The 26,358-nt window shown below is 43.0% G+C and carries 25 protein-coding genes; 3 read left to right on the plus strand and 22 right to left on the minus strand.

Going from position 1 to position 26,358, the window contains the following annotated elements:
- Nucleotides 1-5 precede the first annotated feature (5 nt).
- From pstA to WKT17_RS12300, 3 genes are read right to left on the minus strand one after another with little or no spacing between them, the layout of a single operon-like run.
- The gene (gene pstA, locus WKT17_RS12290) at nucleotides 6-884 is read right to left on the minus strand and encodes a phosphate ABC transporter permease PstA (protein WP_173749430.1); all 879 of its coding nucleotides are present in this window, start codon (nucleotides 882-884) and stop codon (nucleotides 6-8) included.
- Complete coding sequence (gene pstC / locus WKT17_RS12295) at nucleotides 877-1,749, minus strand: phosphate ABC transporter permease subunit PstC (RefSeq protein ID WP_173749429.1); 873 nt, start codon at nucleotides 1,747-1,749, stop codon at nucleotides 877-879. Before pstC ends, pstA begins: the two co-directional genes overlap by 8 nt.
- Nucleotides 1,750-1,775: 26 nt before the next feature.
- On the minus strand, nucleotides 1,776-2,696 hold the full coding sequence (locus WKT17_RS12300) for a substrate-binding domain-containing protein (RefSeq protein WP_173749428.1): 921 nt from the start codon (nucleotides 2,694-2,696) through the stop codon (nucleotides 1,776-1,778).
- 785 nt (nucleotides 2,697-3,481) lie between these two features.
- Here WKT17_RS12300 and WKT17_RS12305 point away from each other — a divergent pair.
- Nucleotides 3,482-6,028, plus strand: a complete 2,547-nt coding sequence (locus WKT17_RS12305) for a YhgE/Pip domain-containing protein (RefSeq protein ID WP_173749427.1) — start codon at nucleotides 3,482-3,484, stop codon at nucleotides 6,026-6,028.
- On the plus strand, nucleotides 6,028-8,205 hold the full coding sequence (locus tag WKT17_RS12310) for a YhgE/Pip domain-containing protein (RefSeq protein WP_173749426.1): 2,178 nt from the start codon (nucleotides 6,028-6,030) through the stop codon (nucleotides 8,203-8,205). The genes WKT17_RS12305 and WKT17_RS12310 overlap by 1 nt, the downstream gene beginning before the upstream one ends.
- A gap of 72 nt (nucleotides 8,206-8,277) precedes the next feature.
- Here the strand turns inward: WKT17_RS12310 and WKT17_RS12315 are convergent, their stop codons facing one another.
- Nucleotides 8,278-9,558 (minus strand): galactokinase, encoded by a 1,281-nt coding sequence (locus WKT17_RS12315; protein ID WP_291681778.1) that lies wholly within the window; start codon nucleotides 9,556-9,558, stop codon nucleotides 8,278-8,280.
- A gap of 88 nt (nucleotides 9,559-9,646) precedes the next feature.
- Entirely contained in the window at nucleotides 9,647-10,885 is a 1,239-nt protein-coding gene (locus WKT17_RS12320; protein ID WP_291681780.1) for a hypothetical protein, read from the minus strand.
- 158 nt (nucleotides 10,886-11,043) lie between these two features.
- On the opposite strand from WKT17_RS12320, the gene WKT17_RS12325 reads away from it, so the two are divergent.
- The gene (locus WKT17_RS12325) at nucleotides 11,044-12,819 is read left to right on the plus strand and encodes a DUF885 domain-containing protein (RefSeq protein ID WP_291681782.1); all 1,776 of its coding nucleotides are present in this window, start codon (nucleotides 11,044-11,046) and stop codon (nucleotides 12,817-12,819) included.
- Between the two features lie 49 nt (nucleotides 12,820-12,868).
- Here the strand turns inward: WKT17_RS12325 and WKT17_RS12330 are convergent, their stop codons facing one another.
- The 17 genes from WKT17_RS12330 to hisZ form a co-directional block, all read right to left on the minus strand.
- Nucleotides 12,869-13,318, minus strand: a complete 450-nt coding sequence (locus tag WKT17_RS12330) for a MarR family winged helix-turn-helix transcriptional regulator (RefSeq protein WP_291681784.1) — start codon at nucleotides 13,316-13,318, stop codon at nucleotides 12,869-12,871.
- Nucleotides 13,319-13,417: 99 nt separating this feature from the next.
- Nucleotides 13,418-13,990 carry a PduL/EutD family phosphate acyltransferase gene (locus WKT17_RS12335; protein WP_291681786.1) on the minus strand — a complete coding sequence of 191 codons (573 nt, stop codon included), beginning with the start codon at nucleotides 13,988-13,990 and terminating at the stop codon, nucleotides 13,418-13,420.
- Nucleotides 13,991-14,053: 63 nt separating this feature from the next.
- Nucleotides 14,054-15,010, minus strand: coding sequence for a ribokinase (gene rbsK, locus WKT17_RS12340; protein WP_291681787.1), 957 nt, complete (start codon nucleotides 15,008-15,010; stop codon nucleotides 14,054-14,056).
- Between the two features lie 13 nt (nucleotides 15,011-15,023).
- Nucleotides 15,024-15,872 carry a carbohydrate ABC transporter permease gene (locus WKT17_RS12345; RefSeq protein ID WP_291681789.1) on the minus strand — a complete coding sequence of 283 codons (849 nt, stop codon included), beginning with the start codon at nucleotides 15,870-15,872 and terminating at the stop codon, nucleotides 15,024-15,026.
- A 3-nt stretch (nucleotides 15,873-15,875) separates the two neighbouring features.
- On the minus strand, nucleotides 15,876-16,733 hold the full coding sequence (locus WKT17_RS12350) for a carbohydrate ABC transporter permease (RefSeq protein WP_291681791.1): 858 nt from the start codon (nucleotides 16,731-16,733) through the stop codon (nucleotides 15,876-15,878).
- Nucleotides 16,734-16,811: 78 nt separating this feature from the next.
- Nucleotides 16,812-18,131 carry an ABC transporter substrate-binding protein gene (locus WKT17_RS12355; RefSeq protein ID WP_294542158.1) on the minus strand — a complete coding sequence of 440 codons (1,320 nt, stop codon included), beginning with the start codon at nucleotides 18,129-18,131 and terminating at the stop codon, nucleotides 16,812-16,814.
- Between the two features lie 13 nt (nucleotides 18,132-18,144).
- Nucleotides 18,145-19,116 (minus strand): nucleoside hydrolase, encoded by a 972-nt coding sequence (locus WKT17_RS12360; RefSeq protein WP_291681794.1) that lies wholly within the window; start codon nucleotides 19,114-19,116, stop codon nucleotides 18,145-18,147.
- 211 nt (nucleotides 19,117-19,327) lie between these two features.
- Nucleotides 19,328-19,963 (minus strand): hypothetical protein, encoded by a 636-nt coding sequence (locus WKT17_RS12365; RefSeq protein WP_291681795.1) that lies wholly within the window; start codon nucleotides 19,961-19,963, stop codon nucleotides 19,328-19,330.
- A gap of 114 nt (nucleotides 19,964-20,077) precedes the next feature.
- Entirely contained in the window at nucleotides 20,078-20,404 is a 327-nt protein-coding gene (hisE, locus tag WKT17_RS12370) for a phosphoribosyl-ATP diphosphatase (protein WP_173749420.1), read from the minus strand.
- Nucleotides 20,401-20,733 carry a phosphoribosyl-AMP cyclohydrolase gene (hisI, locus tag WKT17_RS12375; protein ID WP_173749419.1) on the minus strand — a complete coding sequence of 111 codons (333 nt, stop codon included), beginning with the start codon at nucleotides 20,731-20,733 and terminating at the stop codon, nucleotides 20,401-20,403. The genes hisE and hisI overlap by 4 nt, the downstream gene beginning before the upstream one ends.
- Complete coding sequence (gene hisF, locus WKT17_RS12380; protein WP_173749418.1) at nucleotides 20,730-21,500, minus strand: imidazole glycerol phosphate synthase subunit HisF; 771 nt, start codon at nucleotides 21,498-21,500, stop codon at nucleotides 20,730-20,732. Before hisF ends, hisI begins: the two co-directional genes overlap by 4 nt.
- Nucleotides 21,500-22,219, minus strand: coding sequence for a 1-(5-phosphoribosyl)-5-[(5-phosphoribosylamino)methylideneamino]imidazole-4-carboxamide isomerase (hisA, locus tag WKT17_RS12385; RefSeq protein WP_173749417.1), 720 nt, complete (start codon nucleotides 22,217-22,219; stop codon nucleotides 21,500-21,502). Before hisA ends, hisF begins: the two co-directional genes overlap by 1 nt.
- Complete coding sequence (gene hisH / locus WKT17_RS12390; RefSeq protein WP_173749416.1) at nucleotides 22,216-22,821, minus strand: imidazole glycerol phosphate synthase subunit HisH; 606 nt, start codon at nucleotides 22,819-22,821, stop codon at nucleotides 22,216-22,218. Before hisH ends, hisA begins: the two co-directional genes overlap by 4 nt.
- Nucleotides 22,821-23,399, minus strand: a complete 579-nt coding sequence (hisB, locus tag WKT17_RS12395) for an imidazoleglycerol-phosphate dehydratase HisB (RefSeq protein ID WP_173749415.1) — start codon at nucleotides 23,397-23,399, stop codon at nucleotides 22,821-22,823. The genes hisH and hisB overlap by 1 nt, the downstream gene beginning before the upstream one ends.
- Before the next feature lie 33 nt (nucleotides 23,400-23,432).
- A complete protein-coding gene (gene hisC / locus WKT17_RS12400) occupies nucleotides 23,433-24,482 on the minus strand; it encodes a histidinol-phosphate transaminase (RefSeq protein WP_173749414.1) in 1,050 nt (349 codons plus the stop codon).
- 12 nt (nucleotides 24,483-24,494) lie between these two features.
- Nucleotides 24,495-25,133, minus strand: a complete 639-nt coding sequence (gene hisG / locus WKT17_RS12405; RefSeq protein ID WP_173749413.1) for an ATP phosphoribosyltransferase — start codon at nucleotides 25,131-25,133, stop codon at nucleotides 24,495-24,497.
- Complete coding sequence (hisZ, locus tag WKT17_RS12410; protein WP_173749412.1) at nucleotides 25,120-26,337, minus strand: ATP phosphoribosyltransferase regulatory subunit; 1,218 nt, start codon at nucleotides 26,335-26,337, stop codon at nucleotides 25,120-25,122. Before hisZ ends, hisG begins: the two co-directional genes overlap by 14 nt.
- Nucleotides 26,338-26,358: the final 21 nt, after the last annotated feature.

Genomic DNA, 26,358 nt, shown 5'->3' on the forward strand with positions numbered 1-26,358 from the left:
TCTGTTTATCCTTTCTTAATCTTTCGCGCAATTCTTCCTGATATCCAGTTAATAATCAATACAATGAGCAGAAGCACTACGGCTGTAGCGTATGCCTGGTCCACATATAAACCTTCACTTGCCAGGGAATACATATGCACAGACAGGGTTCTTGTAGAAGACATCACACTCTTTGGAAGTTCTGCCACGGTTCCCGCCGTGTACATCAAAGCCGCCGTCTCTCCCACAATACGTCCGATAGACAAAATCACACCGGAAAAGATACCCGGAACTGCAGAAGGAAGAATGACAACGAAAATGGTTCTCAAGCGTCCTGCTCCCAGACCAAAGCTGGCCTCACGAAACGTATCCGGTACGGAAAGAAGGGCTTCTTCCGTGGTTCTCATAATCACCGGCAGTACCATAATAGCCAGTGTAAAAGCGCCTGCCAGCATAGAATAGCCCCAATGCAGGGTCGTTACGAAAAACAGCATACCGAAAAGTCCGTATACAATTGAAGGAATTCCGGTCAGGGTTTCTGCAGTCACACGAACCAGAGAAACCAGTTTATTGCCTTTTTTGGCGTACTCTACCAGATAAACAGCCGCCAGGATTCCCAACGGCCCTGCAATCAGCAGAGACAGCACAGTCATACAAATGGTATTGATAATGGCCGGAAACATGGAAACATTTTCAGAATTGTATTCCAACTGAAATAATTCCGGAGTCAGATTGGGAATTCCCTTAATGAGAATATATCCCACAATAAACACTAAAGTAAGCACAGTAAGCAGTGCGGCAAGTCCCACAAGTCCTGCCAGAATCAGAGAACCTGGATTGTGGGAATATGATTTTATTTTCTGTTTTGCGCTTTGTACATTAATTGGCTGAATTGCCTCATCCATTTGTTCCTCTCCTCTTTACCAATGAAAATAACAGATTAATCAGCAGAATAAACACGAACAGAACTACGGCTGTTGCGATTAGTGCATCTCTGTGCAGGTCTGTCGCATATCCCATTTCAATAACAATATTAGAAGTCAGAGTACGGACTCCTTTAAAGAGTCCCTTTGGCATACGGGGCTGATTTCCCGCAATCATAATCACCGCCATGGTTTCTCCAATGGCCCTTCCCACGCCCAGGATAATGCCTGCCATAATACCGGATTTGGCTGCCGGGACTACCGTAAAGAACACACTTCTTTCATGGGTAGCGCCCAGAGCCAGAGCGCCTTCATAGTAGCTGTTGGGCACAGCACGGATGGAAGACTCCCCTACGCTGATAATGGTCGGCAGAATCATAATCCCCAGCATGACCGATGCCGTAAACATGCTGGCGCCGCTTCCGCCAAATCCCAGTGTCCTTCCGAAAAAATCACGGACAAAAGGAACCAGAACCACCAAACCAAAGAAGCCGTATACAACAGAAGGAATTCCTGCCAAAAGGTCTACGGCTGGCTTCATAAACCGATACAGCTTTGGCGGACAAAATCTTGCCATAAAGATAGCGGTCAGGATTCCCACCGGCACACCAATCACAATGGCTCCAGCGGTTACATAAATACTTCCCAGAATAAACGGAAGAATCCCGTAAATATCGTTGCCCGGCTTCCATTTTTCTCCCAGCAGAAAGTCAAAAATTCCTATTTTGCCAATGGCTGGAACACCATTGGCAAACAGGAACAGACAAATCAAAACAACTGCCAGAATGGAAGCGCATGCACACAGGAGAAACACATATTTCATAACTGTTTCTTTGATGTCTTTCATCGCACTTTGCTCCTATTCCTCTGTGATTACTGTAAATCTTCCCAGTCGGTTACTTCACCTGTATAGATTTCTTTTACCTGGTCAGATGTAATATCTGTCATAGCGTTTTCGTTATTGACAATCACCGCAATACCGTCAAGGGCAATTTCCTGTCCCTTCAAACCAGCTTCTGTTTCAGAATCTTTTAACTCTCTGGAAGCCATTCCGATATCACATACACCGCTGATAGCAGATTCCATACCTGTTGTGGAATCGCTCTGCTGAATTTCGATTTCTGCATCCGGATTTACAGCTTCATATCCCTCTTTTAATTTTTCCATAACAGGCGTTACAGAAGAAGAACCTGCCACTACAATTTTTCCGGAGGGTTTGCTTCCCGCATAAGCGGCTGCGTCTGCAGCTGCTGCAATGTAACCGTTGTCTTCTACAATTTTCTGTCCTTCTGCACTTAAAATGTAATCAATGAAATCCTGTGCCGCTTCACTTACTTTATCTGTAGTAGCAATGTTGAAAGGACGGGAAATTTTATAAGTATCGTTCTTTACATTCTCTGCTGTTGCTTCTGCGCCATCTACTTTCAATGCCTTTACAGACTTATCCAGGGAACCTAAAGAGATATAGCCGATAGCCTGCGGGTCTCCTGCCACGCTGGTCATCATAACAGAAGTATTGTTGGTAACCTGCGCGTCTTCCGTTGTATTGTCAATTTTTTCTCCTGAATCATCTTTTTCTTCAATACCGAAAAGTTCAATAAATGCACCTCTTGTGCCGGAACCATCTTCTCTGGAAATTACCGAAATTTCTCCTGTAGGCGCCTCTGCGCTTGCTTCCTTATCAGAACCGGAGTCGCTGCCCGCATCAGAAGTGCTTTCTCCATTGCTTCCGCATGCTGCCATACCAAATACCATAACACCTGTGAGTACTGCTGTTAATACTTTCTTCTTCATTACCAGAATCTCCTTTTCACTGTAAATTTCGTTTTTTATTTATCCTTTAAATTTGTTTTGCTTTCCTGTTGACAACATCAACTATAAAAAAGTTTTGTAAAATCACCAATCGTAAAAAGGTTAAATATTTGTAAAATCCAAATTTTACAAAAGCAGACCCCCATTTTACATTTCACCTGTTTTTACAATATATAGTAGATACACAAACGTTCCTCACCTAAATATCTTCTACCCTTTTATAAATTATGGTAAACTGATATTATCAGACAATTATTTTAATTTTTTCGTTATTTCACCAAATTGTATTTCTTCCTGTTAAAAATTTGACTATAGAAAAATCAACTCTTTTTCTCCTTTTTTCCACAAAAAAACCCTTTTTATAACAAGTACACAAAACTTTTGTTCTTTATTTCTTTATGTAAATCACATTCATCCACACACATTTTTGTGGACAATGTGGATAACTTGGTGTATAACTGGACTTTTCCCCTGTCTTGAGAAATTTTTAATGTGTATAACTTTGAGGATAAGATGTGGGAAACTTTCCACAGTTCGACATTCTTTGTATATTTTTTACAAACGTGAATATTCTGACAATAATTGATAAAAACAGAAGTGTTTCCGCTCTTTTCTACATTCGACGGGAAGACTGTTATTTCGGTATTCTTATGTAACCCAAAATCCAACCATTTTCGGTTAAAACTTCTTTTAAATATTACCGTTGCATTTTTCCTTTTTTTGTACGATAATATTTCCGTTATAATTATAGAAAGGAAGTGTATGTTTTGAAAAAATCGTTTCAGATTTTTTTCCGCGACCTGCGGCGGCTGGCGGGGAATCCCGTGGCTCTGATTGTTCTTATCGGCATTACGATTCTCCCCTCTTTATACGCATGGGTGAATATCGCCGCCAATATGGACCCCTATGGAAATACTTCCGGCGTAAAGGTCGCTGTTGCAAACAATGACAAAGAAGCGGTGAAAAAAGACCTCTCCATCAACGCCGGCAAGGAAATTATAGATAATTTGAAGAAAAACGACCAGTTGGGCTGGGAATTTGTTTCCGAAGAAAAGGCCATAAAGGGCGTGAAATCCGGCAAATACTATGCTGCCATTGTCATTCCTGATGATTTCAGTAGTTCTCTTGTCAGCGTTTTATCCGGCAAAATCGAAATTCCGGAATTAAAATACTACATAAATGAAAAACCCAACGCCGTAGCGCCTAAAATTACAGACGCCGGGGCTACGACCATTCAGACACAGATTAACAGCACCTTTTCTTCTGTAGCCTCTGAATCGGTTTCCAAAATATTGAAAACTGCTGTGCGTGATATTTCCGGAACTGTAACCTCCGTAAATTCTGAGATTACAGATATGCTGGACAAAACCCAGCAGAATATCGCTGAATATGAAACTCTTCTGGATACCTTCCGTACCCATGCAGACAGCAGTAAATCTCTGATTTCGGACACACAGGGAACTTCTGATAATCTGAAGACAGCTGCCCAATCCTCTGCTTCTGCCTTAAAGGACGCAGATTCTTTGCTTAAAGATACCAGAACAGCGGCAGGCTCCTTTTCTTCTGTTCTCTCCAAGTCCCTTTCTGATGGGGAACTGCTTCTGAATCAGGCAAACAGCTCCGCCTCTGCAGGGCTGACGGATTTGGAATCCAAGGCAGATAAAATCAACGGGCATGTGGGAAATGCTCTGGATAACGTAAATAGCGTAGTAGACTTAAACGGTCAGATTCTGAATAAAATGCAGGAAATTAATGATGTTATTTCCCAGTACCTCCCTATTGTACCGGATGAAATCGGAACAGCCATTGAGAAACTGCAGGAACACAACCAAAGCAATAAAGAACTGGTGGACAGCCTTACAGCCAGCAATGACGGAATCAAAAATGCTATTTCCGTCACCGGCTCTACCAGAGAAGAACTGACCTCCCTTACTGAAGAGAACCTGAACCAGCTTCACACACTGCGTTCTTCTTTAAACGAAAGCGTCCTGCCTGCACTCAGTCAGTCTCTGGATACCTTTTCTGCGCTTTCCGGGGAGCTTTCCGGGATTTTAAACAATGTTCCTGCCTCCGCTGACCAGATAAAAGGAGCACTGACCCAGCTTGGAACCGGACTGGAAGATGCCCGGACTGCCCTGGACAGCACACAGACTGCCCTGGCTAAGATTCAGGAAGATTTGAACACTGTACGCACCGATGTAAATGCCATTGTAAGCTCTGATTCTTTCCAGAAGTTCCTTTCACTGGAAGGCATTGACGCAGAAACCGTTTCCTCTTTTATGGCCTCTCCGGCTGAAATTGAGACGAAAACCTTCTATTCTATGAAGAACTACGGCTCCGGCATGGCTCCTTTTTACACCAACCTGGCTATCTGGGTGGGCGGCATTGTCCTCATTGCCATTTTGAAGCTGGAAGTAGACCGGGACAAAAAGATTCCTTCTTTTCGTCCTGTCTCCGGATTTTTCGGCAGATGGCTGCTTTTTGTCTTCATAGGCGTATTCCAGGGGTTGATTGTATGTGCCGGAGATATCTGGCTGCTGAAAATCCAGTGCAAACATCCTGCTGCCATGCTGGCTGCGGGCATGCTTTGTTCTTTTGTGTATGTAACGATTATTTATGTCCTTTCCCTGACCTTTAAGCATATCGGAAAGGCTCTGGCCGTCATTCTGGTTATCCTGCAGATTCCGGGCTCCTCCGGTACGTTCCCGGTGGAAATGACCCCTGCTTTTTTCCAGAAGCTGCACCCGCTTCTGCCCTTTACCTACGGGGTAGGCGCCATGCGGGAATGTATTGCCGGCATGTATGGAAACGTCTACGCAAAAGATATGCTGCTTCTGCTCTGCTATATACCGGTTTTCCTTCTTATAGGACTTGGGCTGCGCCCTATGCTGGCAGGGCTTAATCACTTATTTGACCTGAAGCTGTCTGAAACGGAGTTTATGATTTCCGATACACCGGGCAGGGAGCCGGGTCGAAGCGCACAGCTTTCTCTCCTTTTAAAGGCTTCCCTGTCACAGGAGGAGCTGCAGCTGCAGACCACCCAAAAAGCACAGGCTTTTGAGAAAAACTACAGGAAAATGGTTCGCCTTGGTTTTCTGGCGATTCTCATAATCCCGCTGATATTCCTGATACTCATGTTCAGTCTGGAATCCAAGCTGGTCTTCCTGGTGCTCTGGATTGTCTCCATTATCGCCATCTGCCTGTGGCTGATTATTATAGAATACATTCACACAAAACTGGCCGAACAGCAGCAGTTGGCAGGCATGTCCTTTGAACAGATGCTGGAAACCTTCCGCAGAAAGGAGAACGACTGATGAGAAATATTTTTTCTATTTTCCGTAATGACATAAAGAAAATACACAACAATGTCATTGCCATGGTAGTCATTATGGGAATTCTCGTAATGCCCACTCTGTATGCATGGTTTAACATTGCGGCGAGCTGGGACCCTTATTCCAACACGCAGGGCATTAAAATTGCCGTAGCAAGTTCGGATAAGGGATACACCGGAAAACTGCTTTCCATCCATCTGAACATGGGAGATGAGGTACTTTCCACACTCCATGAAAACGAACAGATGGACTGGGTTTTTACCTCTGCCAAAAAAGCGGCTGACGGTGTAAAATCCGGAAAATATTATGCCGCCATTGTGCTGCCGGAGGATTTCACCCAGGATATGATGAGTATTTTTTCCTCTGACGTAAAGCACCCGAAAATCATTTACTACACCAATGAAAAAGAAAATGCCATTGCCCCCAAGGTAACCTCCAAAGGCGCCACAACGGTTCAGCAGCAAATAAACAGCACCTTTACAGAAACTGTATCCGAAGTGGCTTTGGAGGCTCTGGACTATGTAAATACCTCTAAGGCCGAGGCAGGCGACGATTCCATTGCCTCCAATCTCCAGGCAAACCTGACGAAAATTTCTTCTGATTTGTCTGCCGCCTCTGATACAGTGCAGGCTTTCTCTCACATGGCCGGTGCAGGAACGGAAATGCTGAAAACCACATCTGCCCTTTTGGAAGACTCCCGGACCGGAGCCAAAGATACCCTTTCCCGGCTGAAAGAATCCACCGACGGCGCAGATTCTCTGAATACTGCCGTTTCCGGCACAACACAAACCATCAGCGATGCCATGGCACAAAACGAAGCCTTCTATCAGGCTGTATCGAATGAAATCGACAACGCTTTGAACTCCTATTCCAATGATGCGGCTGCGGCTGCCGATTCCCTGTCTGAAATCAGTAAACGGGTACAGAAAATCATTGACGGATACACGACCGTGCGAGACTCTCTGACAAGTGTTTCAGACGCTTACCCTGTGGTGGAACCTGTTATTCGCCCGGCTGTAAACTTAATACAGGAAGCGATTGACCGACAGACTGCTGTAAAAGACAAACTGGATAACGCAGCCTCTGATGTCACAGGAGCGGTATCGGATGCTGCCGCATTAAAAAGCGATATGGATACCCTGATTTCCCAGAGTAAAGATTCTGTAACTGCAGTGAAAGAAGAATATGAAACTTCCGTAAAAGACAAGCTGAACAGCCTTACAGAAAACCTGAATCGTGCAGATGACTCTGTGGCCGGTCTTATGAGCGAGCTGGACAACAGTGTAAAAAATATTTCCGATATTACAGACACGGCTTCCTCCGACCTGACCCAGGCAGAAGAGACGCTGAACAATTCCGCAGCGCTCTTAAAAGAAGCCTCAGATAAGCTAAATACTGCGATTTCGGCCCTGGCTTCCCCGGACAGCGAAGGACAGCAGACCTTAAAAACCATTTTGTCCGAAAGCCCGGAAACCATCAGTTCCTTTCTGGCTTCTCCTGTAAAGCTGAAGGAAATCAAGCTTTACGGAATCGAAAACTACGGCTCTGCAGTGGCTCCCTTTTACTCCACACTGGCCATCTGGGTAGGCGGCGTCATTATGGCAGCCATGCTGAAGACAGCCGTTTCCCAAACCACTATGGATAAGCTGAAAAACCCAAAACAACGGCATCTTTATCTGGGACGCATGGTACTGTTTCTTTTGCTTGGGCTCTTTCAGAGCGGGCTTATCTGCCTGGGCGATTTGTACTTTCTGGGCATCCAGTGCAAGCACCCCCTCCTGTTTCTGCTGGCAGGCTGGTTTACCAGCATGGTATATGTAAACATCATCTACGCCCTGTCCGTTTCCTTCGGGGATATCGGAAAAGCCATCTGCGTGGTTCTGATGGTTATGCAGGTGGCTGGAAGCGGCGGTACTTTCCCCATTCAGGTGGCGCCGGAATTTTTCCAGAAGGTTTATCCTCTGCTTCCGTTTACGCACAGCATGAACGCCATGCGGGAATGTATAGCAGGATTTTATGGAAATAACTACTGGCAGGAAATGGGTATGCTGGCTCTCTTCCTGATTCCCTCCCTGCTGCTGGGACTGCTTCTGAGAAAACCAGTCATTCAACTGAACAATGCTTTCATGGAAAAACTGGAAAGCACCCATGTGATTTAAGTAAAAAGGAGACTGCTGAAAACGGCAGTCTCCTAAAAAATCCTGTATTTTTTTCTGCTCTATGGCCATTCTTTACAGCACATGGATTCCGCCATGCTGACGTACCTTCAGCACATGGCAGGCTCCTTTTCCAAACACCTTATCCATAGCTTTTCTGTATTCTTCTACAAAGCTGTTCTCTACAAAGACCTGAATGGTTCCTGCGAAGCCGCCTCCATGAACACGGCTGACACCGTGGCTGCCAAGGACGCTTTCGCTGACGCCCAAAGCAATGGACATGGCCTGTTTCTGTACGTTTCTGTTGGTATAAATATTCTGCAGATATTTAAAAGAGGAATCTCCGGATGTTTTCACCAATTTTAAGAATTCCTCAAATTCTCCGTTTCTAAGAGCATGTACCTGTGCTTCCACACGCTTCTCTTCTTCAAAGAAATGCAGCGCACGCAGTACCGGACGGTCACCCAGAACACTTCTCAGTCCTGATATCTGCTGGAAAAATTCCTTCTCGTCCACTTCACGAAGCACTTTTTTCTTGAAGAATGCAGCCACTTTTTTCATTTCTGCAGGAATTTCTGCATAATCTTCGGTTAAATCATCATGGAATTCTTTTGTATCTACAATGCACAGGCTGTATTTATATGCCTCAAAATCAGACGGTACTTTTTCTACCACCGGTTCTTCCGGATTCTTGAAATCAATGTGAATCAGGCCGCCTACAGAACAAGCCATCTGATCCATCAGACCGCTTGGCTTTCCAAAATAAACATTTTCTGCAAACTGTCCTGCCTGGGCAATCAAAACCGGGCTGATACTCATATCATTAAACAGACCGGAAAGTATGGTTCCGATAATGACTTCAAAAGCTGCAGAGGAAGACAGACCTGCGCCAATAAGCACATCACTGGTAATATAGGCTTCAAATCCACCCAGCTTATATCCTCTTTCTTTCAGATTTGCCGCCACACCTCTGATTAAGGCAATCGTGGTTCCTTCTTCATAAGCCTTTTCTTCTAAATCTTCAATATCCACTTCCACCATGTCGTATCCTTCTGATACCACACGAATAAGATTTCCTTCTGTTCTGCTGACAACTGCGATAGCGTCCAGGTTAATAGAAGTAGCAAGCACCATGCCCAGCTGATGGTCTGTATGGTTTCCGCCTACCTCGCTTCTTCCCGGAGCGCTGTAGATTTCCACTTCCTTTTCCCCAAATAATTCTTCAAATTTTGCTACTGCCTCTGCATACCTTCTGTTCTGATATTCCAGAAGACTTTCATCCAGGTAAATATCCTGAAATAATGCACTGTGTTTCCCCTGACGTAATTCTTCCTTTAAAACTGCGGAATTTTTCATGTCAATTCCTCCTCCTTGTTCCTGTAAGTTTTTAGAATTTTTTGTCTATAAAGAGCATATCATACCCGGCAGCTTTTCGCCACTGGATTTATTCCTCTGCGGGCACTTTATTTTCGTCGGGAAGGACTGTCGAATTCGGTTCTTCCCCGGAAACTTCCTCTTCCTTCCCGTCCGAAAGACTTTCCGGGCTGTTGGATACCTGAATTTCCCGTACAAGACCCAGGTCTTTGTCTATGAAAATCCGGACAAAATTTTTCTTCGTCTCATCTGAATACAAATAATAAGAAGTTCCCTTTTCCTCCTCTTGGCTTTCAAAGGCATTTCCTCCCAAAAGAATTTTCATATTTTCCTCTGACATCCCCAGTGTAATGTTGTTCCCCACAGCAACCGGCACTTTTGTCACATCAAAATCTCCCGACAGACTGGTGAGGAATGCATACTTCACAGCAATGGTCTGCTCTCCGTAATTTCTCACCACTGCATACAGCGTATGGCCATCTTTTTCCAGCGTTACATATCCGTGGCGTCCGGGTTTTACATAGGTATCCGAACCCTCTTCCTGTATTTTCCATCCATGTTTTACAAACTCAGACACCGGTGCGGGAATACGGTACAGTTGATTATCATAAGAAACCACATAATCTCTGGGATTTTCCGAAAATTGCTCCGGTCTCTCATATTCCTTTACGGCCTGAGGCTCCTCTTTACTCACCTCTTCATCTGCCCCCTGGGATGCGCGGTAGTTCTGCAGAGAAACCCGATAAAGGGTTTCATCCTCTATATGAAATACAAACTCTGCCTTCTTGTAAAGACCAAATTCATAGGTAACATAGACATCCTCTTTTTCTTCATACTCGTCCGTAGGTGGACCGTACTGCTCTGTCACCTGGTTCAAAGTTGCCCTTCCCAGACAGAGTTTCCCCGGAAGCTGGTACACGGTGCCCCCTTCCCGGTATTCCAAAGTCACACCGCCTATCATACTGTCTTCCAGAGTCCGACTTTCCCCCTCTTGATTGACAAATGCTGCTGTCAGAGTGTCTTCTCCTCTTTTCAGACTTTCCCCTTCTATAAAAGATTCCGCTTCCAGATGTTCTTCTCCCCTGTCAGAGGGGATTTCCCATCCCCGTTCCTTCCAGACTTCCATGCTTTCCGGAAGGGTGTAAACTTCCTCGTTCATGGCAAATTGAAAATCTGAAAGTTTATCTGACAAATTCACTTCGTATTCCCGAAATGCTTCCTCGTTCTGTACCACAGTCTCATCCTTTCCCTGACATCCTCCCAGCGCCAACAGCAAAGCTGCTGTCAGAAGTATCCATTTCTTTTTCAAAAAAATCTCTCCTTCCATGACGGATTTCCTGCTATCACTAAGTTTTCCCTATATAAGAAATCTTAACACAAAGGTATGGCCTTTTCCATGAAAAATACACATACCCTGCCGTTTTTTTCATACACTGTAAAGAGTATTTTATGCAAAGAGGCCCTCCTTTGAAAAAGTTTTCTTTCAGATTCTCCCGCAAAATCACTGCTGCTGTTTTTCTTCTGCTTCTTGGCATTTTTTCGCTTTTCTGTCTGAAAACCCGTCCTTTTTCCTCCTGGGATACACGCTTTGAAGCCTTTACCCGGCAGCTTTTTTGCCAGGAACTTTCATCCAATACGCTGAATCTCCATTATACTCTGGCTTATCCTGAAAAATACAATATAGAGAATTACAGCATTAGCCTTGGCAGTATGAAACCCCAGAATCTGCAGGAAAATTTCGACTCCATAAAGGCTTTGAAAAAGCAGCTTGAGCGTTTTCCTGCCTCCAAACTTTCCACAGAAAATCAAATGGTTTATGATATCCTGCGGCTGCAGTTTGCCACAGAACTCTCCTCTGAAAACTGCTATCTGCTTCAGGAACCCCTTAGTCCCAATCTTGGAATACAGGCTCAGCTTCCTGCCCTTCTGGCAGAGTATACTTTCCGAACCCCGGCAGATGTCAAAGACTATCTCTCCCTGCTCACTTCTCTCCCGGATTATTTTAAGGAAATCCAGCAGTTTGAGCAGGAAAAATCCCGCCAGGGACTCTTCATGAGCGACGACAGCGCAGAACGAACCGTACAGCAGTGTAAAGAATTTTGTGAAGACCTAAACTCCCACTATCTCTCCGAGACTTTTAAAGACCGGGCTCAGAAGCTGACGGAACTCAAGGTCATAAGCAAAAAACAGAGGGATTCTTACATAAAAACACACGAAAAAATCTTAAAAAACTGTGTCTTTCCCGCCTATAAATCCCTTGCACAAAGTCTGGAAAAATTGAAGGGAAGCGGGAAAAACCAAGGGGGACTCTGTCACCTTCCAGAGGGCAAAAAATACTATGCTTATCTGATAAAAAGCAGTACCGGAGACTATCGTTCTGTCCGGGAAATTCAGAAACATCTGTATCAGCAGCTCTTCCTGGATTTTGAAGAAATTCAGAATCTGGTGCAGAAAGACCCTGACATTTTTACAAAAGCAGCACAACTTCCCCAGACTGCTTCCTCCTCTCCGGAACAAATGCTGGATTATTTAAGCCGGGTTATGACAGACGATTTTCCCAAACTGACGGTCAAAGACTATGAAGTAAAATACGTTCCGGATTCCATGGAAGAATTCTCCAGTCCTGCCTTTTATCTCACGCCGCCTGTGGATACTCTGACACCCAATACCATTTACATTAACCAAAGCACTACCGTCTCAGATGTCCAGCGTTTCACCACCCTGGCCCACGAAGGTTTTCCCGGCCATCTGTACCAGACCGTCTATTTCGGAAAGCAGGATTGTCCCCCCATCCGGCATCTTCTCGGCTGCAGCGGTTATGTGGAAGGTTGGGCCACTTATGTGGAAAATATGGCTTATGAATACAGCTGCTGCTTCCTGCAGACAGACCCGGAGGTTATGGAATTTCTCCGCCTGAACCGCTCCGTCACCCTCTGCCTGTACTCCATTCTGGATATCGGTATCCACGATACCGGCTGGAATCTGCAAACCGTTCAGGAACTTTTGAAAAGTTTCGGCATTACAGACGAAAATGCCTGCCGGGAAATCTTTCAATACATCGTAGAAAATCCTGCCAACTACCTGAAATATTATCTGGGATTTTTAAATTTTACAGCGCTCAAAAGCAATGTCCAGGAAATCCAGGGAACGGATTTCAACCTAAAACTCTTTCATCAAAACCTTTTGGAAATCGGGCCCGCGCCCTTCCCCATTGTGAAAAAATATTTGCTTATGCGGTACTGAAGCAAAAAGAGCCGACACCCCCTGCTATTTAAAGGTGTATCGGCTCTTTTTATTGTTCTTTTTTCTGATAAGAATTGAAGAATTCTCTCAGGTTCAACAGGGATTTCACCAGAACTTCCTGCTGGCTTTCATCCAAATCCTTCAGTACTGCCTGTATCATTCCCTCATGAAATTTCTTATGATGTGCATTGGCTTTGCGTCCCTTATCCGTAAGCGAAATCAGCACCACTCGTCTGTCTTCTTCGCTTCTTTCCCGGTGTACATAACCCTTTTTCACCAAACCGTTCACAGCAATGGTCAGGGTTCCCACGGTCACAGACAAGGTTCTGGCAACCGAAGACATATTTCTGGGGCTTTCCTCTCCAATGGCTTCTATAATATGCATATCATTAACAGAAATATCTTTAAATTCAGGAGTAATCAGTGCCTTCCCTTCAATATCCATGATTTCCTGAAAGAGATTCACCAGAATATCATGAAAAACCTCATAATGCTTCACTTTATCACTGCCTTTTCTGCTTTTACTGTATTTTTTGTTCCTATTGCTTTCATTATAGCTGATTCAGGCAGCAAACACAATGAGATTTTTATAATCCGATTATTTTACAATCATTTCTCCGTAGCATTCTTTTCCAGGAGCTAACGCATTTGCTTCATCTGTATCAATGTGCGCTGCTGTTGCGTAGGATGCGCTTACACGAACCACTACATCACCGAAAGTCAGGCTTCTTCCATTTGGAGATTCGATAGCCAGTTCTACGATCTGTTTGTCAGCCACGCCTGCTTTTTCAGCGTCTTCCGGTGTCATGTGTACATGACGTTTTGCAGCGATAACGCCCTCTGTCAGTTCTACTTCACCTGCCGGTCCTACTAACTTACAGACACCGGATTCTTTGATGTCACCTGATTCACGAATCGGAGCAACTACGCCAAGACTTCTTGCGTCTGTTAAAGAAACTTCTACCTGTGTGTCTTTTCTAACCGGTCCTAAAACAGACATTTTCAGGCTGCCTTTTGTTCCGATTACTTCAACTTTTTCTTCACAAGCAAACTGACCCGGCTGGCTCAACATTTTTTTCACTGTTAATTCATGTCCTTTTCCGAACAGAGCTTCCAGATGTTCCTGTGATAAATGCACATGTCTTGCAGATGTTTCTACTAATACTTTCATGTTTAAATCCTCCAATTTTTGAAATATTCACTATCTTTTATTATAGCTTTTTCGTGGGGCTTGTCAACTTCTGGCAGAGGATTCTTTATCTAATTTTTGCATTTTTAGTGGTACAACCAACGACTGTGTAACCTCCTTTATGGATGGAATAGACGTTTGAGCCCCTTTTCTCGTTACTACAATAGAAGAAACATAATTTGCAAAATTTACTGCTTCCTCCAGACTTTTACCTAATGCCAATTTCAATGCTACAGCTGCAGTAAAAGTGTCTCCAGCTGCAGTTGTATCTACTGCTTCCACTTTTCTGGCCGGAATTACTTTTATTTGCTCTGATTCAGAATTGATATATACCCCCTTCCCCCCCAATGTTACTACTACATTCTTCACACCTCTGCATTTCAAATATTTTGCTGCTTTTTCCAATTCATCGATACCATGTCCCGTCAACATCCTTACTTCAGTTTCATTCGGTTTGATAACATCTATATAAGAATACAATTCTTCTGGAAACAGCATTGGAACAGGCGCAGGGTCCAATATAACTTTTTTTCCTAATTCCTTCGCTCTTTTTGCTGCGTAAAGAACTGTTGTGATAGGAATTTCCATTTGCAGAACCAAAATATCACATTCTTCTATCAATCTAATATTTTCTTCTATGTCTTTCTCAGAGAGAGCTGCATTTGCCCCTGCTACCACCACAATGCTGTTGTCACCATTTTTATTCACTGTGATAAAAGCAGAACCCGTGCTCATTTTTTCCTTTTTGATAATATAAGACGTATCTACACGGGCTGAATTTAAACTGTCTATTACAATTTTTCCATAACTGTCTCTGCCTACTGCTCCCAATATTTTTACCTGAGCTCCCAATTTTCCCGCCGCATATGCTTGATTTGCACCTTTCCCACCAGGAATTAATTCCATACGCTCTGTTATTATGGTTTCACCTACATGAGGTGTATGGTCTACTTCTGCCACCATATCCATATTTAAGCTTCCAATTACTAAAATTTTTTTCATACTTTCACCTTTATTACCCTTTTACACTCCCGGCTGTAATACCCTCTACAAAATATTTCTGGAACGGTAAAAATAATGCTATTGGTATGATGGCCGAAATCATTGATCCAGCATATATATACGTCCATTTAATAGACCGCTCTCCACTGAACTGGCTAATGGCAATCTGTATAGTTCTTATTTCTTTGGAGCGCGCTACCAGTAACGGCCATAAATATGAATTCCACTGATTCATAAATATCATCAATCCTGCTGTAATGAATACAGGAACCGAAATAGGCATTATAATTTTTGTAAAAATGACAGGCCACTTTGCTCCGTCTACCCGCGCTGCTTCTATAAGACTTGGGGGAATATCTTTAAAAAACTGAATAAACAAAAATGTAACTAACCCATCCGCTATAGCCGGAATAATCATGCCTGCATAAGTGTCTACCATTCCAAATGTATCTGCAACGCTATAAAGAGGGATAGCTATAGCTTCAAAAGGAACCATAAAAGATACCAATACTAAGGGATAAAAAATTTTCTTTCCCTTAAATTCAAAGCATGTAAAGGCAAATCCTGCCATAGAATTTATAACACATCCCAACAAAATAGTTAATATTGTCACAATTAACGTGTTCACTATAGGACGCCAGAAGTCATATTCTGTAAAAATTGCAATATAATTAACTGCCGTCAATTCGGTAGGCAACAGAGACTTAATCGTAAAAGGAAACATATTTTTAAACAAGTCTTCTTGAGTTCTTAAAGATGCTGATAAACAAAAAATAACAGGAAACAAAGATACTACTGTCATAACAACCAATGCTATATATATGGCTAATTTTTTCGTAATTCTTTTTTGTTTCAAAGTCATATTTTATGCCTCCCTTTCTTTCATACACCGATTCTGAATAATGCAAACAAAAATAATAATAACTAAAAGTATAGTCACAATGCATGCCTGTCTCGGTCTGTTTGAATACTTAAACGCCGATTTATAAGCCTCATACATTAAGACATTGGTACTGCCTTGAGGCCCTCCTTCTGTCGCAATCTGTATAGGTGCAAATAGCAAAAAATTTGCTGTTGTGTTTGCAATAATAACAAAAATCATTGTGTTTTTTAAAAGTGGCAATGTAATTCTAAACAATGTACTGAAAAATCCTGAACCATCAATTTTAGCTGACTCATAAACAGATGTATCTATTCCTTTTAATCCAGCGAGGAAAAACATCATCCAATAGGCACACCCTCTCCATGAAGCAATCAAAATAATAGACAATAATGCCCATTTTTTATCTATCAAAAATCCCACTTTTCCGATTCCAAATATTCCAAGAATACTATTCATAACACCATTATTCACATTTAACATTGTCTGCCAAATAACTGTTGCAACTGTTAGAGAAATACAAAATGGAAGATAAAATATAGTACGAAATAATTCAATTCCCTTTACCTTAACATTAACAATCATAGCCATAGCAAAAGCTACAATAATTTGAAACGGTATAATGATAACATTAAATTTGACTGTTACTGCTAAAGATTCCCAAAATATTTTATCTGCAAAAAGCAGCTCATAATTATTAATTGTCAATTCACCGTCTTTTGATAAAAATCCCTGAATCACACTATCAAAAATGGGATATATTTTAAAAATACAAATCAGCAAAATCGTCGGTAAAATCAAAAGATATGGAAGCCATTTATTCTTTATGTAAATATTACCCATGTTCTTCTCCTTTCCCTTCAAAATAAAAGGCAAAAATAGCGGCAGCATCTCATTCTGACTGCCGCTATTTTCAGTTATTTACTTTTCATAAGAGGCTATTGCAGAATTATATTGCTCTATAGCAGATGATAACGTTTCTTTCACATCTGCCCCATTCCTAATATCTTCCCATGCTTGGTCAAGGGCTGTAGAGTACTCTCCAAATACAGGCGTTACTGCTCGCGGAACCGCTGTATTAGCTGCCTCATATGCTGCAATTTTCATATCATCTCTTGCTTCCGGGTCTTCCTCAATTTCTTTCTGTTTTTCCAAACGACTTGGAACATCTCCATTCACCTCTAACCACAAATCATTTCCTTTTTCTAAAGTAAACCATTTTACGAAATCTGCAGCAGCTTCCTTATTTGGGGACTGTGAATTCACTCCGAAATACCAGCTTCCTGTAGAAGTTGCAATCTCTTTCTCATATCCCTCAAAGCATGGTGCATATGCACATCCAATTTCGTCATCACACTTCATTCCTGATGGCGTCCAAGTTCCTCCAACCATAAATACCATATTTCCTGCATAAAACTGCTCTCCCAACTGGTCAGCATCATATCCCTGAGATGCAATTCCCTCTTTTACCAGGTCTTGATACCATGTCATGGCTTTTATCCATGGCTCATCGTCTACCACTCCCTCAATAGTAAATCCATCTTCTCCAATATTTTTTCCTCCCATAGAGTTTGCTAACATATTCATCTGATATACACGGCTTACCTGCTGAAAATCAAAACCAATAATTCCTTTGGAACCATCCGGGTCTAATTTCTTTTGTGCCTGCTGGGCTAAATCAGCCACCTCTTCGTAAGTAAGGCGATTATCTGCGCTACTTTCCGGTACTGTAATTCCAGCCTGATTCAAAAGTGTTTTGTTATAATATAAAACCTGTGTAGAAGTATTTTCCGGTGCTGCATACATTACATTGTCCCACACTCCTGCCTGATAAGACGCCTCATCCCACTGGGCCTTTTCTTCATCAGTAAAGTACTTATCAAGAGGTTCTAAATAACCGCTTGTTCCATACTTAGCAACATAAGTTACATCCACACTCATGACATCAAAATCAGCACTTTTCGACGCTGATTTTGTCTCAATCACTTCAAATAAATCACTAAAAGAATAAAATTCTGCTTCAACATGTACACCTGTATCTTTTTCATATTCTTCAAGAATAGATTTTGTAAGCCCTTCCCATGAATCTTCTCCCGGACCTTGAGAAATCCACTTTATTGTTACGGAATCTTTATCTCCTTTTTTCTCCCCATCCGTTGACTTTTCTCCACATCCTGTCATACTTAACGAAGCAGCCATCAACATAGTTAAGCAAATCGCCATCACTTTTTTTAATTTCATCTCTTCTCCTCCCTCATCTTGTAAGTTTTTGGAATAAATCCATAAATAATTCATCTCTATTAATATGGTAAACATATTTTATAAAATGCCGATTTACATCAAATGCATATTTATTATCATATTCTGGTATTGGACTATGTTTTAAGCAATCATACATAAACTCTCCATCCAAAAGCCAAGCTACTGCTGTTACATCCCAAATTGGTCGTGTCCATGTCGGTTTTCCCGAACATTCTATAGCCTCTTTTGTTGTCACATCTATAAGGTAATCACAAAGTTTATTTTTCCCTCTTAAGTGATATTCTAGTTCGGGCCCACTGGTTGTAAAGGCTGATACAACCCCCATACATGGAAGTTGAACTAATGGTACTCCACAGCCAAATACAACCCTTGCACCAGCTACATCCTGATAAAGATTAAACTCTTTATTATGTGGCCAAAAGTCTGCATTTCCACCTAACCAAATTAATACTATTCTCTCCTTTATTTCGGGTTTCAAAAGCAAAGCCGAAGCTATATTCGTAATTGCTCCAATAGCAATTACATAAAGAGGATTTTCCTCCGTATATTCCATAGCTCTTTGCACTAAATTTTCTGCTGCTTCAGATATTACAGGTATATCTTCGGAAAACAAATATTCTTTTGAGCCTTTATAAACATGCGCTTTCAAATCCTCTCGTCCCATTAATGTAAGGATATGAAAGATTTCACTATAACTTTTTTCCATGCCATCTTTTGGTCCAGAAGACTTTGAATTGAAAAAAGGAGCTGCATAAATAGCCTTCAGATTTAATTTATCCTCTGATTTGATTAGATAGGCTAAAGCAAACTGGTCATCAATTTCATTATATGTATCTGTATCAAGAACTACATCAACTTTCCCTTTGGGCTTTTTTAATCTTCTAACCAGTTTTTCATTGTCTACTTTGTATTCTGCTACTTCTGAACTTGTAAATGTTTCCCATTCTTTCTGTTTTTCTCCCATATACATTTTTCCTTTCCCCACACTCCGTTTTCAAGAAAGTGTTTTCTTAAATTATTTTCTTATGCACATATTTTACATTTTCACCTGATAATTGTCAATATATTATTCACTTTTCGTCACTTGTCTTAATTATACAGCCTTATTTTTATGCACTTTTCCCAATCACAACTATTTTAAGATTCAAAAAAGAGAAGAGACTCTTTTTCACTTACTAGTCTCTTCTCTTTTTTTCTTCTTTATAATTTTCTTCCAGAAACCTGTCTTTCAGATAATGATATTCCTTCACAATACTTCTGGTAATCTCATCCTCACCAAAATCATTCACCGGATGGTAAATCCGAAGCAGCGCCCCATATCTTCTTTTCAATTCTTCCAGATTCTTAATTCCCTTAAAATAGTGTATGTGCACTTCCGAATCATTGCTTTCTCCGCCCCTATAGCTCTCATCAAAAGCGGACCATTTGTAATCAGGACGCTTGTAAAAAGCCTTCAGGCTGTCCGAATTTCCCATGTAAAACTTCCATATCCAGCTGCACACCGCCTCCAAAACCACCATAACCATGCCTACGCCTGCCACCGGTACATAAGCCAGACCTCCGGCAAGGGCCATTGTCAGAAAAACAGGCGCGATTCCCGGTCCTTTTCCCTGTATCTGCAAAATAATTTCTATCAGCACTCCAAGGGAAACCACCACGGATGACAAAATGCAGACAAACGAAACAACCGGTCCGCACAGCTTTAAGAAAAACTGTACGCACCGTATCAGAATAAATATAACTGTCAGCGGTACTGCCAACAGGATTTTCAGCAATATCTTGAACGCAATCCTCTTCTTTTCTTCCTTCATAGTTTTACCCGCATTTCCATAAACTGTCTTTTTTCTTACCCACAGTTTATCATATCCGGCAGGATTTTCACAGAATAAATTATGAACAAATCGGCAGAAATTTTATCCTCTGTTTCAGGTATTGTGGTCACTGACATGAAACGTTTTCAAATTTCCTATTTTTTGCCGTCTCTCCTCCAGAATCCCTTCTACTTCCTCTACAGAAATCCCGGCTTGTACCATCATGACAATAAGATGATACAGCAAATCACAGATTTCATTGGCCGTATCCTCATTGTTTCCGTTCTTGGCTGCAATAATCACTTCACTGCATTCCTCTCCGCATTTTTTCAGGATTTTATCCAGCCCCTGCTCAAAAAGATAACAGGTATAGGAGCCTTCCTGCTTTGTCTCTTTTCTCTGCTTTGCAACTTCATATAAACCTTTCACGACATCCATCATAGCATTTCTTCCTTTCCGATTTCTCTGAAAAAACAACTGTGGGCACCTGTATGGCAGGCCCCTCCCGTCTGAACCACGGTGATTAAAACCGTATCCTTATCGCAGTCTCCCTTAATATCCACTACCTTCTGTACATGGCCGGAGGTCGCTCCCTTGTTCCACAATTCCTGCCGGGAACGGCTGTAAAACCAGGTGTATCCCGTCTCAAGGGTTTTCTGAAAGCTTTCCCGGTTCATGTAAGCCAGCATCAGCACTTCTCCTGTTTCCGCCTCCTGTACAATAGCAGGAAGCAGGTCTGCTTTTGTAAAATATTCCTCTATCTCTTTCATCCTTTATTCTGTCTCCTTACCGGTATTTTATGTTCTTCCAAATGAGCTTTCACCTCATCTACCGTCAATTCTTTATAATGAAACAAAGAAGCTGCCAACGCTGCATCCGCCCCTGTCTCTTCAAATACCTGAGAGAAATGCTCTGTCTTTCCGCAGCCTCCGCTGGCAATGACAGGAATGGAAACTGCCCCACAAACAGCCCTTAAAAGTTCCAAATCAAACCCCTCTTTTGCGCCGTCCGCATCCATAGAAGTCAGTAAAATTTCTCCGGCTCCCAGCCTTTCACACTCTTTTGCCCACCAGACAGCGTCCAGTCCTGTATCCTTTCTTCCGCCGTGAACCACCACATGAAATGCGCCTGTTTCATCTCTTTTTGCATCAATAGCCGCAACCACACACTGACTTCCGAATACCTCTGCCGCCTGGCGGATAAGGTGAGGATGATCCACCGCAGCCGAATTTACCGCTACCTTATCTGCACCTGCCCGGAGGATTTCCCGGAAATCCTCCACACTGCGGATTCCTCCTCCCACAGTCAAAGGAACAAAGACATTTTCCGCCGTTTTTCTTACCACATCAACCATGGTTTTCCTTCCCTCATGGGTGGCTGTAATGTCCAGAAAACAGAGTTCATCCGCCCCTTGTCTGTCATATGCAACAGCACATTCTACCGGGTCGCCAACCTCCCGGATACCTACAAAATGAATCCCCTTGACTACCTTGCCATCCCTGACATCCAGACAGGGAATAATTCTTTTTGCCAGCATTACTGCTCACCTGCCTTTTCTATCGCTTCCCGCAAATCCAGGCTGCCTGTATATACGGCTTTTCCACAGATACAGCCATAAAGCCCCAGCTTTTTGCACGCTTCAATATCTTCTATGGAGCGGACACCTCCGCTGGCAATAATATTACAGGACACCGTTTCGTTTAATTTTGCAAGCTGCTCCAGATTCACGCCCTGCAAGGTTCCGTCTTTGGATATGTCTGTATAAATAATGGTTTTTACACCTGCCTGTTCCATCTTTTTTGCCAGTTCCAGATAGGAAAGACTGCTCCTTTCCAACCAGCCTTCTGCTGCGGGTGCACCGTCCCTGGCGTCAATTCCCACTGCAATCTGACTGCCGAAAATCCGGACTGCTTCCTCTACAAGCACAGGATTTTTGATTGCTGCAGACCCCAGAATCACCCTGGAAATTCCCCTGGTCAAATACCACTCTATGGTTTCCATACTGCGGATTCCGCCTCCTACTTCTGTGTGCAGTCCGGATTCTTTTGCCACCTTCAGAAAGATTTCCTCATTGACCGGGCAGGCTGCTTTTGCACCGTCCAGATCTACCATATGTATCCATTTTGCCCCTTGCAGCGCAAAGTTTTCTGCTGTTTTTAAGGGGTCTTCCGCTACCTTATGCGCGGTGCTGTAATCCCCCTGTACCAGGCGTACACAGGTTTTATCTTTTACATCTATTGCAGGTAATATAATCATTTTTCCACCAGCCTCGCAAAATTTTTTAACATATTCAATCCCACACTTCCGCTTTTTTCCGGATGAAACTGTGCACCGTAAACCATATCTTTCTGCACCAGTGCGGGAATCTCTTCCCCATAAAAAGTGGTACAGGAAAGGTATTCAGGCTCTGTATCCGCTCTGTAGGAATGAACAAAATACACATAGCTGTTTTCCTCCATTCCTTCCGTCATACTGCAGGGTTTTAATACCTCCAGATGATTCCAACCCATATGGGGAATTTTTTCCCCTTTTCCATCTATTTTGATGACTTTGCCCGGTATCAGGCCCAATCCTTTTGTCTTCTTAAATTCCCAGCTTTCTTCAAACAAAAGCTGCATTCCCAGACAGATTCCCAGAAGGGGTTTCCTTGCCGCCTCTTCCTGAATTACGGACACCAGCTGCTTCCTTTCCAGCCTTTCCATGGCATCCGGAAAAGCTCCCACCCCGGGAAGAATCAGCCCGTCCGCCCGGCGTATTATCTCTGCTTTTTCTGTCACACAATTCTCTATCTGCAGGTAATCCAGGGCATTTTTCACACTGAAAAGATTCCCCGCACCGTAATCAATAATTGCTATCATCACAACACTCCTTTTGAAGAAAGAACACCGCCTCCGGTTTCTGTTACAGCGTCTTTCAATGCATGAGCAAATGCTTTGAAAAGGGCTTCTGCCTTATGGTGGTCATTCTCACCATAGAGGATTTTCATGTGCAGCGTAATCCCTGCCTGAAAGGCCAGCGCACGAAAGAATTCTTTTATCATACAGCAGTCCAGGGCGCCAATACTTTGGTTTTCATATTCTGCTTCATACACCAGAAAAGCCCTGCCGCTGATGTCCAAAGAACAGAATCCTAATGTCTCATCCATGGGAATATATGCCGTACCATAACGACGAATGCCGCCTTTTTCTTCTAATGCTTTTGCAAGAGCCATCCCCAGAACAATGCCCAAATCTTCCGTGCTGTGGTGACAGTCCACTTCCAAATCTCCCTTCATGGACAGTTGAATATCAAACTTTCCATGCACGCACAGAGCCTGCAGCATATGGTCCAGAAAGCCGATACCGCAAGTGCCTTCATAAATTCCCTGCCCGTCTGTGTTCCAAATCAGCGCAATCTGCGTTTCCTTTGTATTTCTCTCTATTTTTGCTGTTCTCACTGGTCTCTCCCCTTTCTTTTTGCAGCGGTTTTCCTATTGCAGCAAGTTCTCAAGGCTCTGTAAAATTTCCTGGTTTTCTCTTTGAGAACCGGCGCAGATACGCAGATATCCTTTCATAAAACGCACGGAAATCCCCGCCTTTTTCAGCCCTTCAAATACAGTTTCCCCAGCTTTTATATCGACGTAAACAAAGTTTGTACTGGTAGGATACAGTTTACGGATTTGCTGCTTTTTTTCCTTTAGCGCCTTTAACCCAGCATATAATTCTCCCACAGATTCTTTAATTTTCTCCGTACATTCCTGCAGATATTCCCTGTGTTTTAAGACAGCACAGCCCGCCGCCTGAGTGAGGGAATTCACATTATACGGAGATTTTGCCGCCTTTAAAATCCGGGTAATTTCTTCATTGGCTGCTGCAAATCCCAAGCGGATAGCCGCCATTCCAAAGGCCTTGGAACAGGTTTTCAATACAATTAAATTTCCGTAATTCTCGATTTCGTCCAATACAGAACCTTCTGAAAAATCCATATAAGCCTCATCTACAACCACCAGTGCATCTGTCTGTGCCACAATCTGAAGAATATCCTGCCGCTCCAGCTTCAGAGCCGTGGGATTGCAGGGGTTGGAAAAGATAATCAATTCTGCTCCGGTTTCTCTTGCTTTTTGAATCATATCCTCTGCACAAAGCACCATATCCTGCTTATCCAGAATTTCAACTTTGGCTCCTGCAGCCTGCGCATAAAATCCATACATGGAAAAATCCGGACTTACGGTAAGCATAGTCTGTCCAGGTTCCAGAAAGTTCTGCACAATCAGGGAAATCAATTCATCCGAACCATTTCCTGCAGTAAGAAGCCTGGAATCCACCTGAAAAAATTCACCAAAACACTGACAAAGTTCCTTTGCTTCCGGGTCCGGATAACGGTTAAATTCCACCTGACTGATAGCTTCCAGAACCTCTTTTCTAATCTCATCCGGCAGGTCTATAAAGCTTTCATTGGCATCCAGGCGCACTTTGTAAACTTCTGTAACCGGCTCATAAGCCTGGAGTTTTTTCAATTTTTCCGGTATCTGATATGCCATAAGTGCACCTCCCTATTCTCTGCTTTTTACATCTTGCTCTATCTTCTCAATGAGTTTTTCTATCTCATTTTTTCGCAGCTTCATGCTGGCGATATTGACAATCAGACGAGCGCTGATATCACAGATGTTCTCTTTGACTTCCAGTCCGTTTTCCCTTAATGTAGTGCCTGTTTCTACAATATCCACAATGGCATCCGCCAGTCCAAGCACCGGGGCAAGTTCTACAGAACCTTCTATTTTCACCAGATTAATGTCCATATTTTTGCTTTCAAAAAAGGCTTTCGCTACATTCATATACTTGCTGGCAATCGTTCTGGTTTTATATCCGCGATACACATCTGCCCCCTTTAAAGCTGCCAGGGCAAATCGGCATTTTCCGAATCCCAGGTCTGCAATTTCATAGAAAGTTCCACCTTTTTCCATAATGGTGTCTTTCCCTACCACACCCATATCACAGACTCCGGTTTCCACATAAGTAACCACGTCCGCCGCCTTGGCCAACACAATCTCAATACTGCCGTCCCCTATGGGCATAATCAGCTTCCTTCCCTTTTCTCTCACACTGGTACAGTCATATCCCAGCCGCTCCAGCATTTCTATGGTTTTATCTTCCAGACGCCCTTTGGTCAGTGCCATTCTAATTGGTTTCATCCTCTTTCCTTCCTTTCCCTGTCTGATATTCCGTGATTTCTTCACCAACCAAATGGACTGTTAAAATCCCTTTCTTACGGGCATATGCAAGAGTTTCCTCTAAGGTATCAAAGACACTGTTTTCTGCTGTTTTTCCCTGCTCTTCCAGTGTTTTTCTATAGCGCACACTATCCGGAACTGCACTGATATCCCTGGCAAAAATCAGAATTTCCGGTATTTTTTCCGGCTCCGGATGAACCATCTGACTTGCCAAATCCACATTGATTCCAAAGCCAATGGAACCGTGATTTTCTCCAAACTGACCCAGAAGCGTATCGTACCGCCCCCCGGAGAGTACCTGCTCTCCCACGCCGTCAAAGTAACCGCGAAAGATAATTCCCGTATAGTATTCCGCCAGATTTACAAGTCCCAAATCAATAATAACCTTATCTCCCAGGCCCAGTCTGCAGAGGTATTCATAAATGCCTTTCAGGTAATCCAGGCTTTCCTTTGCCCCATTTTCATCAAACAAGTCATAGGCTTTTTCAAAGACCTCTTCCCCACCGAACAGTCTCGGCAGTTTTCGCAGCGCTCTGGCCGCTTTATTCTCCTTGGCCTTGCCTAAAATATCTGTCAGGCTGGCATAATTTTTCTGTTCAATCAAAAGACGAATCTCTTCTTTCGTATCCTCATCTGCATCCAGACTTCCCATAATTGCCTTGAAATATCCGATGTGGCAAAGTTCCAGCCGGTACTTTCCACTGCCGATTTTGTCCAGACTTCTTGCGGCCAGTTCCACAACTTCCAAGTCACTGCGCAGAGAGGAGCCGCCTATTAATTCGATTCCTACCTGGTTGATTTCCACACTTTTACTCTTTCTCTCAGGAAAACCCCGGTAAATATTATGGTTATAATACAGTCTGAGAGGCAGTGGCATTCCTTTCAGTCTGGTTGCCGTCAGCCTTGCCACAGGAACTGTACAATCCGGACGCAGCACCATGAGTCTTCCTTTGGAATCTGTCAGCTTATACATGGTTTCCTTTGGCAGATATTTCGCTGCTTCTCCGAAAACATCGTAAAACTCCAGTGCCGGTGTCATCACCCTGCGGTATCCCTGGGAGACAAATAAATCCTTTAAAGTCTTCGTCACCTGAGAACGCTGGTCGCACTCGGCAAAGAGCAAATCCCTGGTTCCGTCCGGTGTTATTTTATCGTAGTATCTCATCTTTATCCCCCTTTGCTTTAG

It is taken from the genome of Blautia sp. HCN-20427, from assembly GCF_037890365.1.
Taxonomy (GTDB): domain Bacteria; phylum Bacillota; class Clostridia; order Lachnospirales; family Lachnospiraceae; genus Blautia.

Bases quoted from the DNA above. Each gene is read 5' to 3' on its own strand.
- pstA (WP_173749430.1), bottom strand. From the start codon at position 884: ATGGATGAGGCAATTCAGCCAATTAATGTACAAAGCGCAAAACAGAAA.
- pstC (WP_173749429.1), bottom strand. From the start codon at position 1,749: ATGAAAGACATCAAAGAAACAGTTATGAAATATGTGTTTCTCCTGTGT.
- WKT17_RS12300 (WP_173749428.1), bottom strand. From the start codon at position 2,696: ATGAAGAAGAAAGTATTAACAGCAGTACTCACAGGTGTTATGGTATTT.
- WKT17_RS12310 (WP_173749426.1), top strand. From the start codon at position 6,028: ATGAGAAATATTTTTTCTATTTTCCGTAATGACATAAAGAAAATACAC.
- WKT17_RS12315 (WP_291681778.1), bottom strand. From the start codon at position 9,558: ATGAAAAATTCCGCAGTTTTAAAGGAAGAATTACGTCAGGGGAAACAC.
- WKT17_RS12335 (WP_291681786.1), bottom strand. From the start codon at position 13,990: ATGAAAGTATTAGTAGAAACATCTGCAAGACATGTGCATTTATCACAG.
- rbsK (WP_291681787.1), bottom strand. From the start codon at position 15,010: ATGAAAAAAATTTTAGTAATTGGAAGCTTAAATATGGATATGGTGGCA.
- WKT17_RS12345 (WP_291681789.1), bottom strand. From the start codon at position 15,872: ATGACTTTGAAACAAAAAAGAATTACGAAAAAATTAGCCATATATATA.
- WKT17_RS12350 (WP_291681791.1), bottom strand. From the start codon at position 16,733: ATGGGTAATATTTACATAAAGAATAAATGGCTTCCATATCTTTTGATT.
- WKT17_RS12355 (WP_294542158.1), bottom strand. From the start codon at position 18,131: ATGAAATTAAAAAAAGTGATGGCGATTTGCTTAACTATGTTGATGGCT.
- WKT17_RS12360 (WP_291681794.1), bottom strand. From the start codon at position 19,116: ATGGGAGAAAAACAGAAAGAATGGGAAACATTTACAAGTTCAGAAGTA.
- WKT17_RS12365 (WP_291681795.1), bottom strand. From the start codon at position 19,963: ATGAAGGAAGAAAAGAAGAGGATTGCGTTCAAGATATTGCTGAAAATC.
- hisE (WP_173749420.1), bottom strand. From the start codon at position 20,404: ATGATGGATGTCGTGAAAGGTTTATATGAAGTTGCAAAGCAGAGAAAA.
- hisI (WP_173749419.1), bottom strand. From the start codon at position 20,733: ATGAAAGAGATAGAGGAATATTTTACAAAAGCAGACCTGCTTCCTGCT.
- hisF (WP_173749418.1), bottom strand. From the start codon at position 21,500: ATGCTGGCAAAAAGAATTATTCCCTGTCTGGATGTCAGGGATGGCAAG.
- hisA (WP_173749417.1), bottom strand. From the start codon at position 22,219: ATGATTATATTACCTGCAATAGATGTAAAAGATAAAACCTGTGTACGC.
- hisH (WP_173749416.1), bottom strand. From the start codon at position 22,821: ATGATAGCAATTATTGATTACGGTGCGGGGAATCTTTTCAGTGTGAAA.
- hisC (WP_173749414.1), bottom strand. From the start codon at position 24,482: ATGGCATATCAGATACCGGAAAAATTGAAAAAACTCCAGGCTTATGAG.
- hisG (WP_173749413.1), bottom strand. From the start codon at position 25,133: ATGAAACCAATTAGAATGGCACTGACCAAAGGGCGTCTGGAAGATAAA.
- hisZ (WP_173749412.1), bottom strand. From the start codon at position 26,337: ATGAGATACTACGATAAAATAACACCGGACGGAACCAGGGATTTGCTC.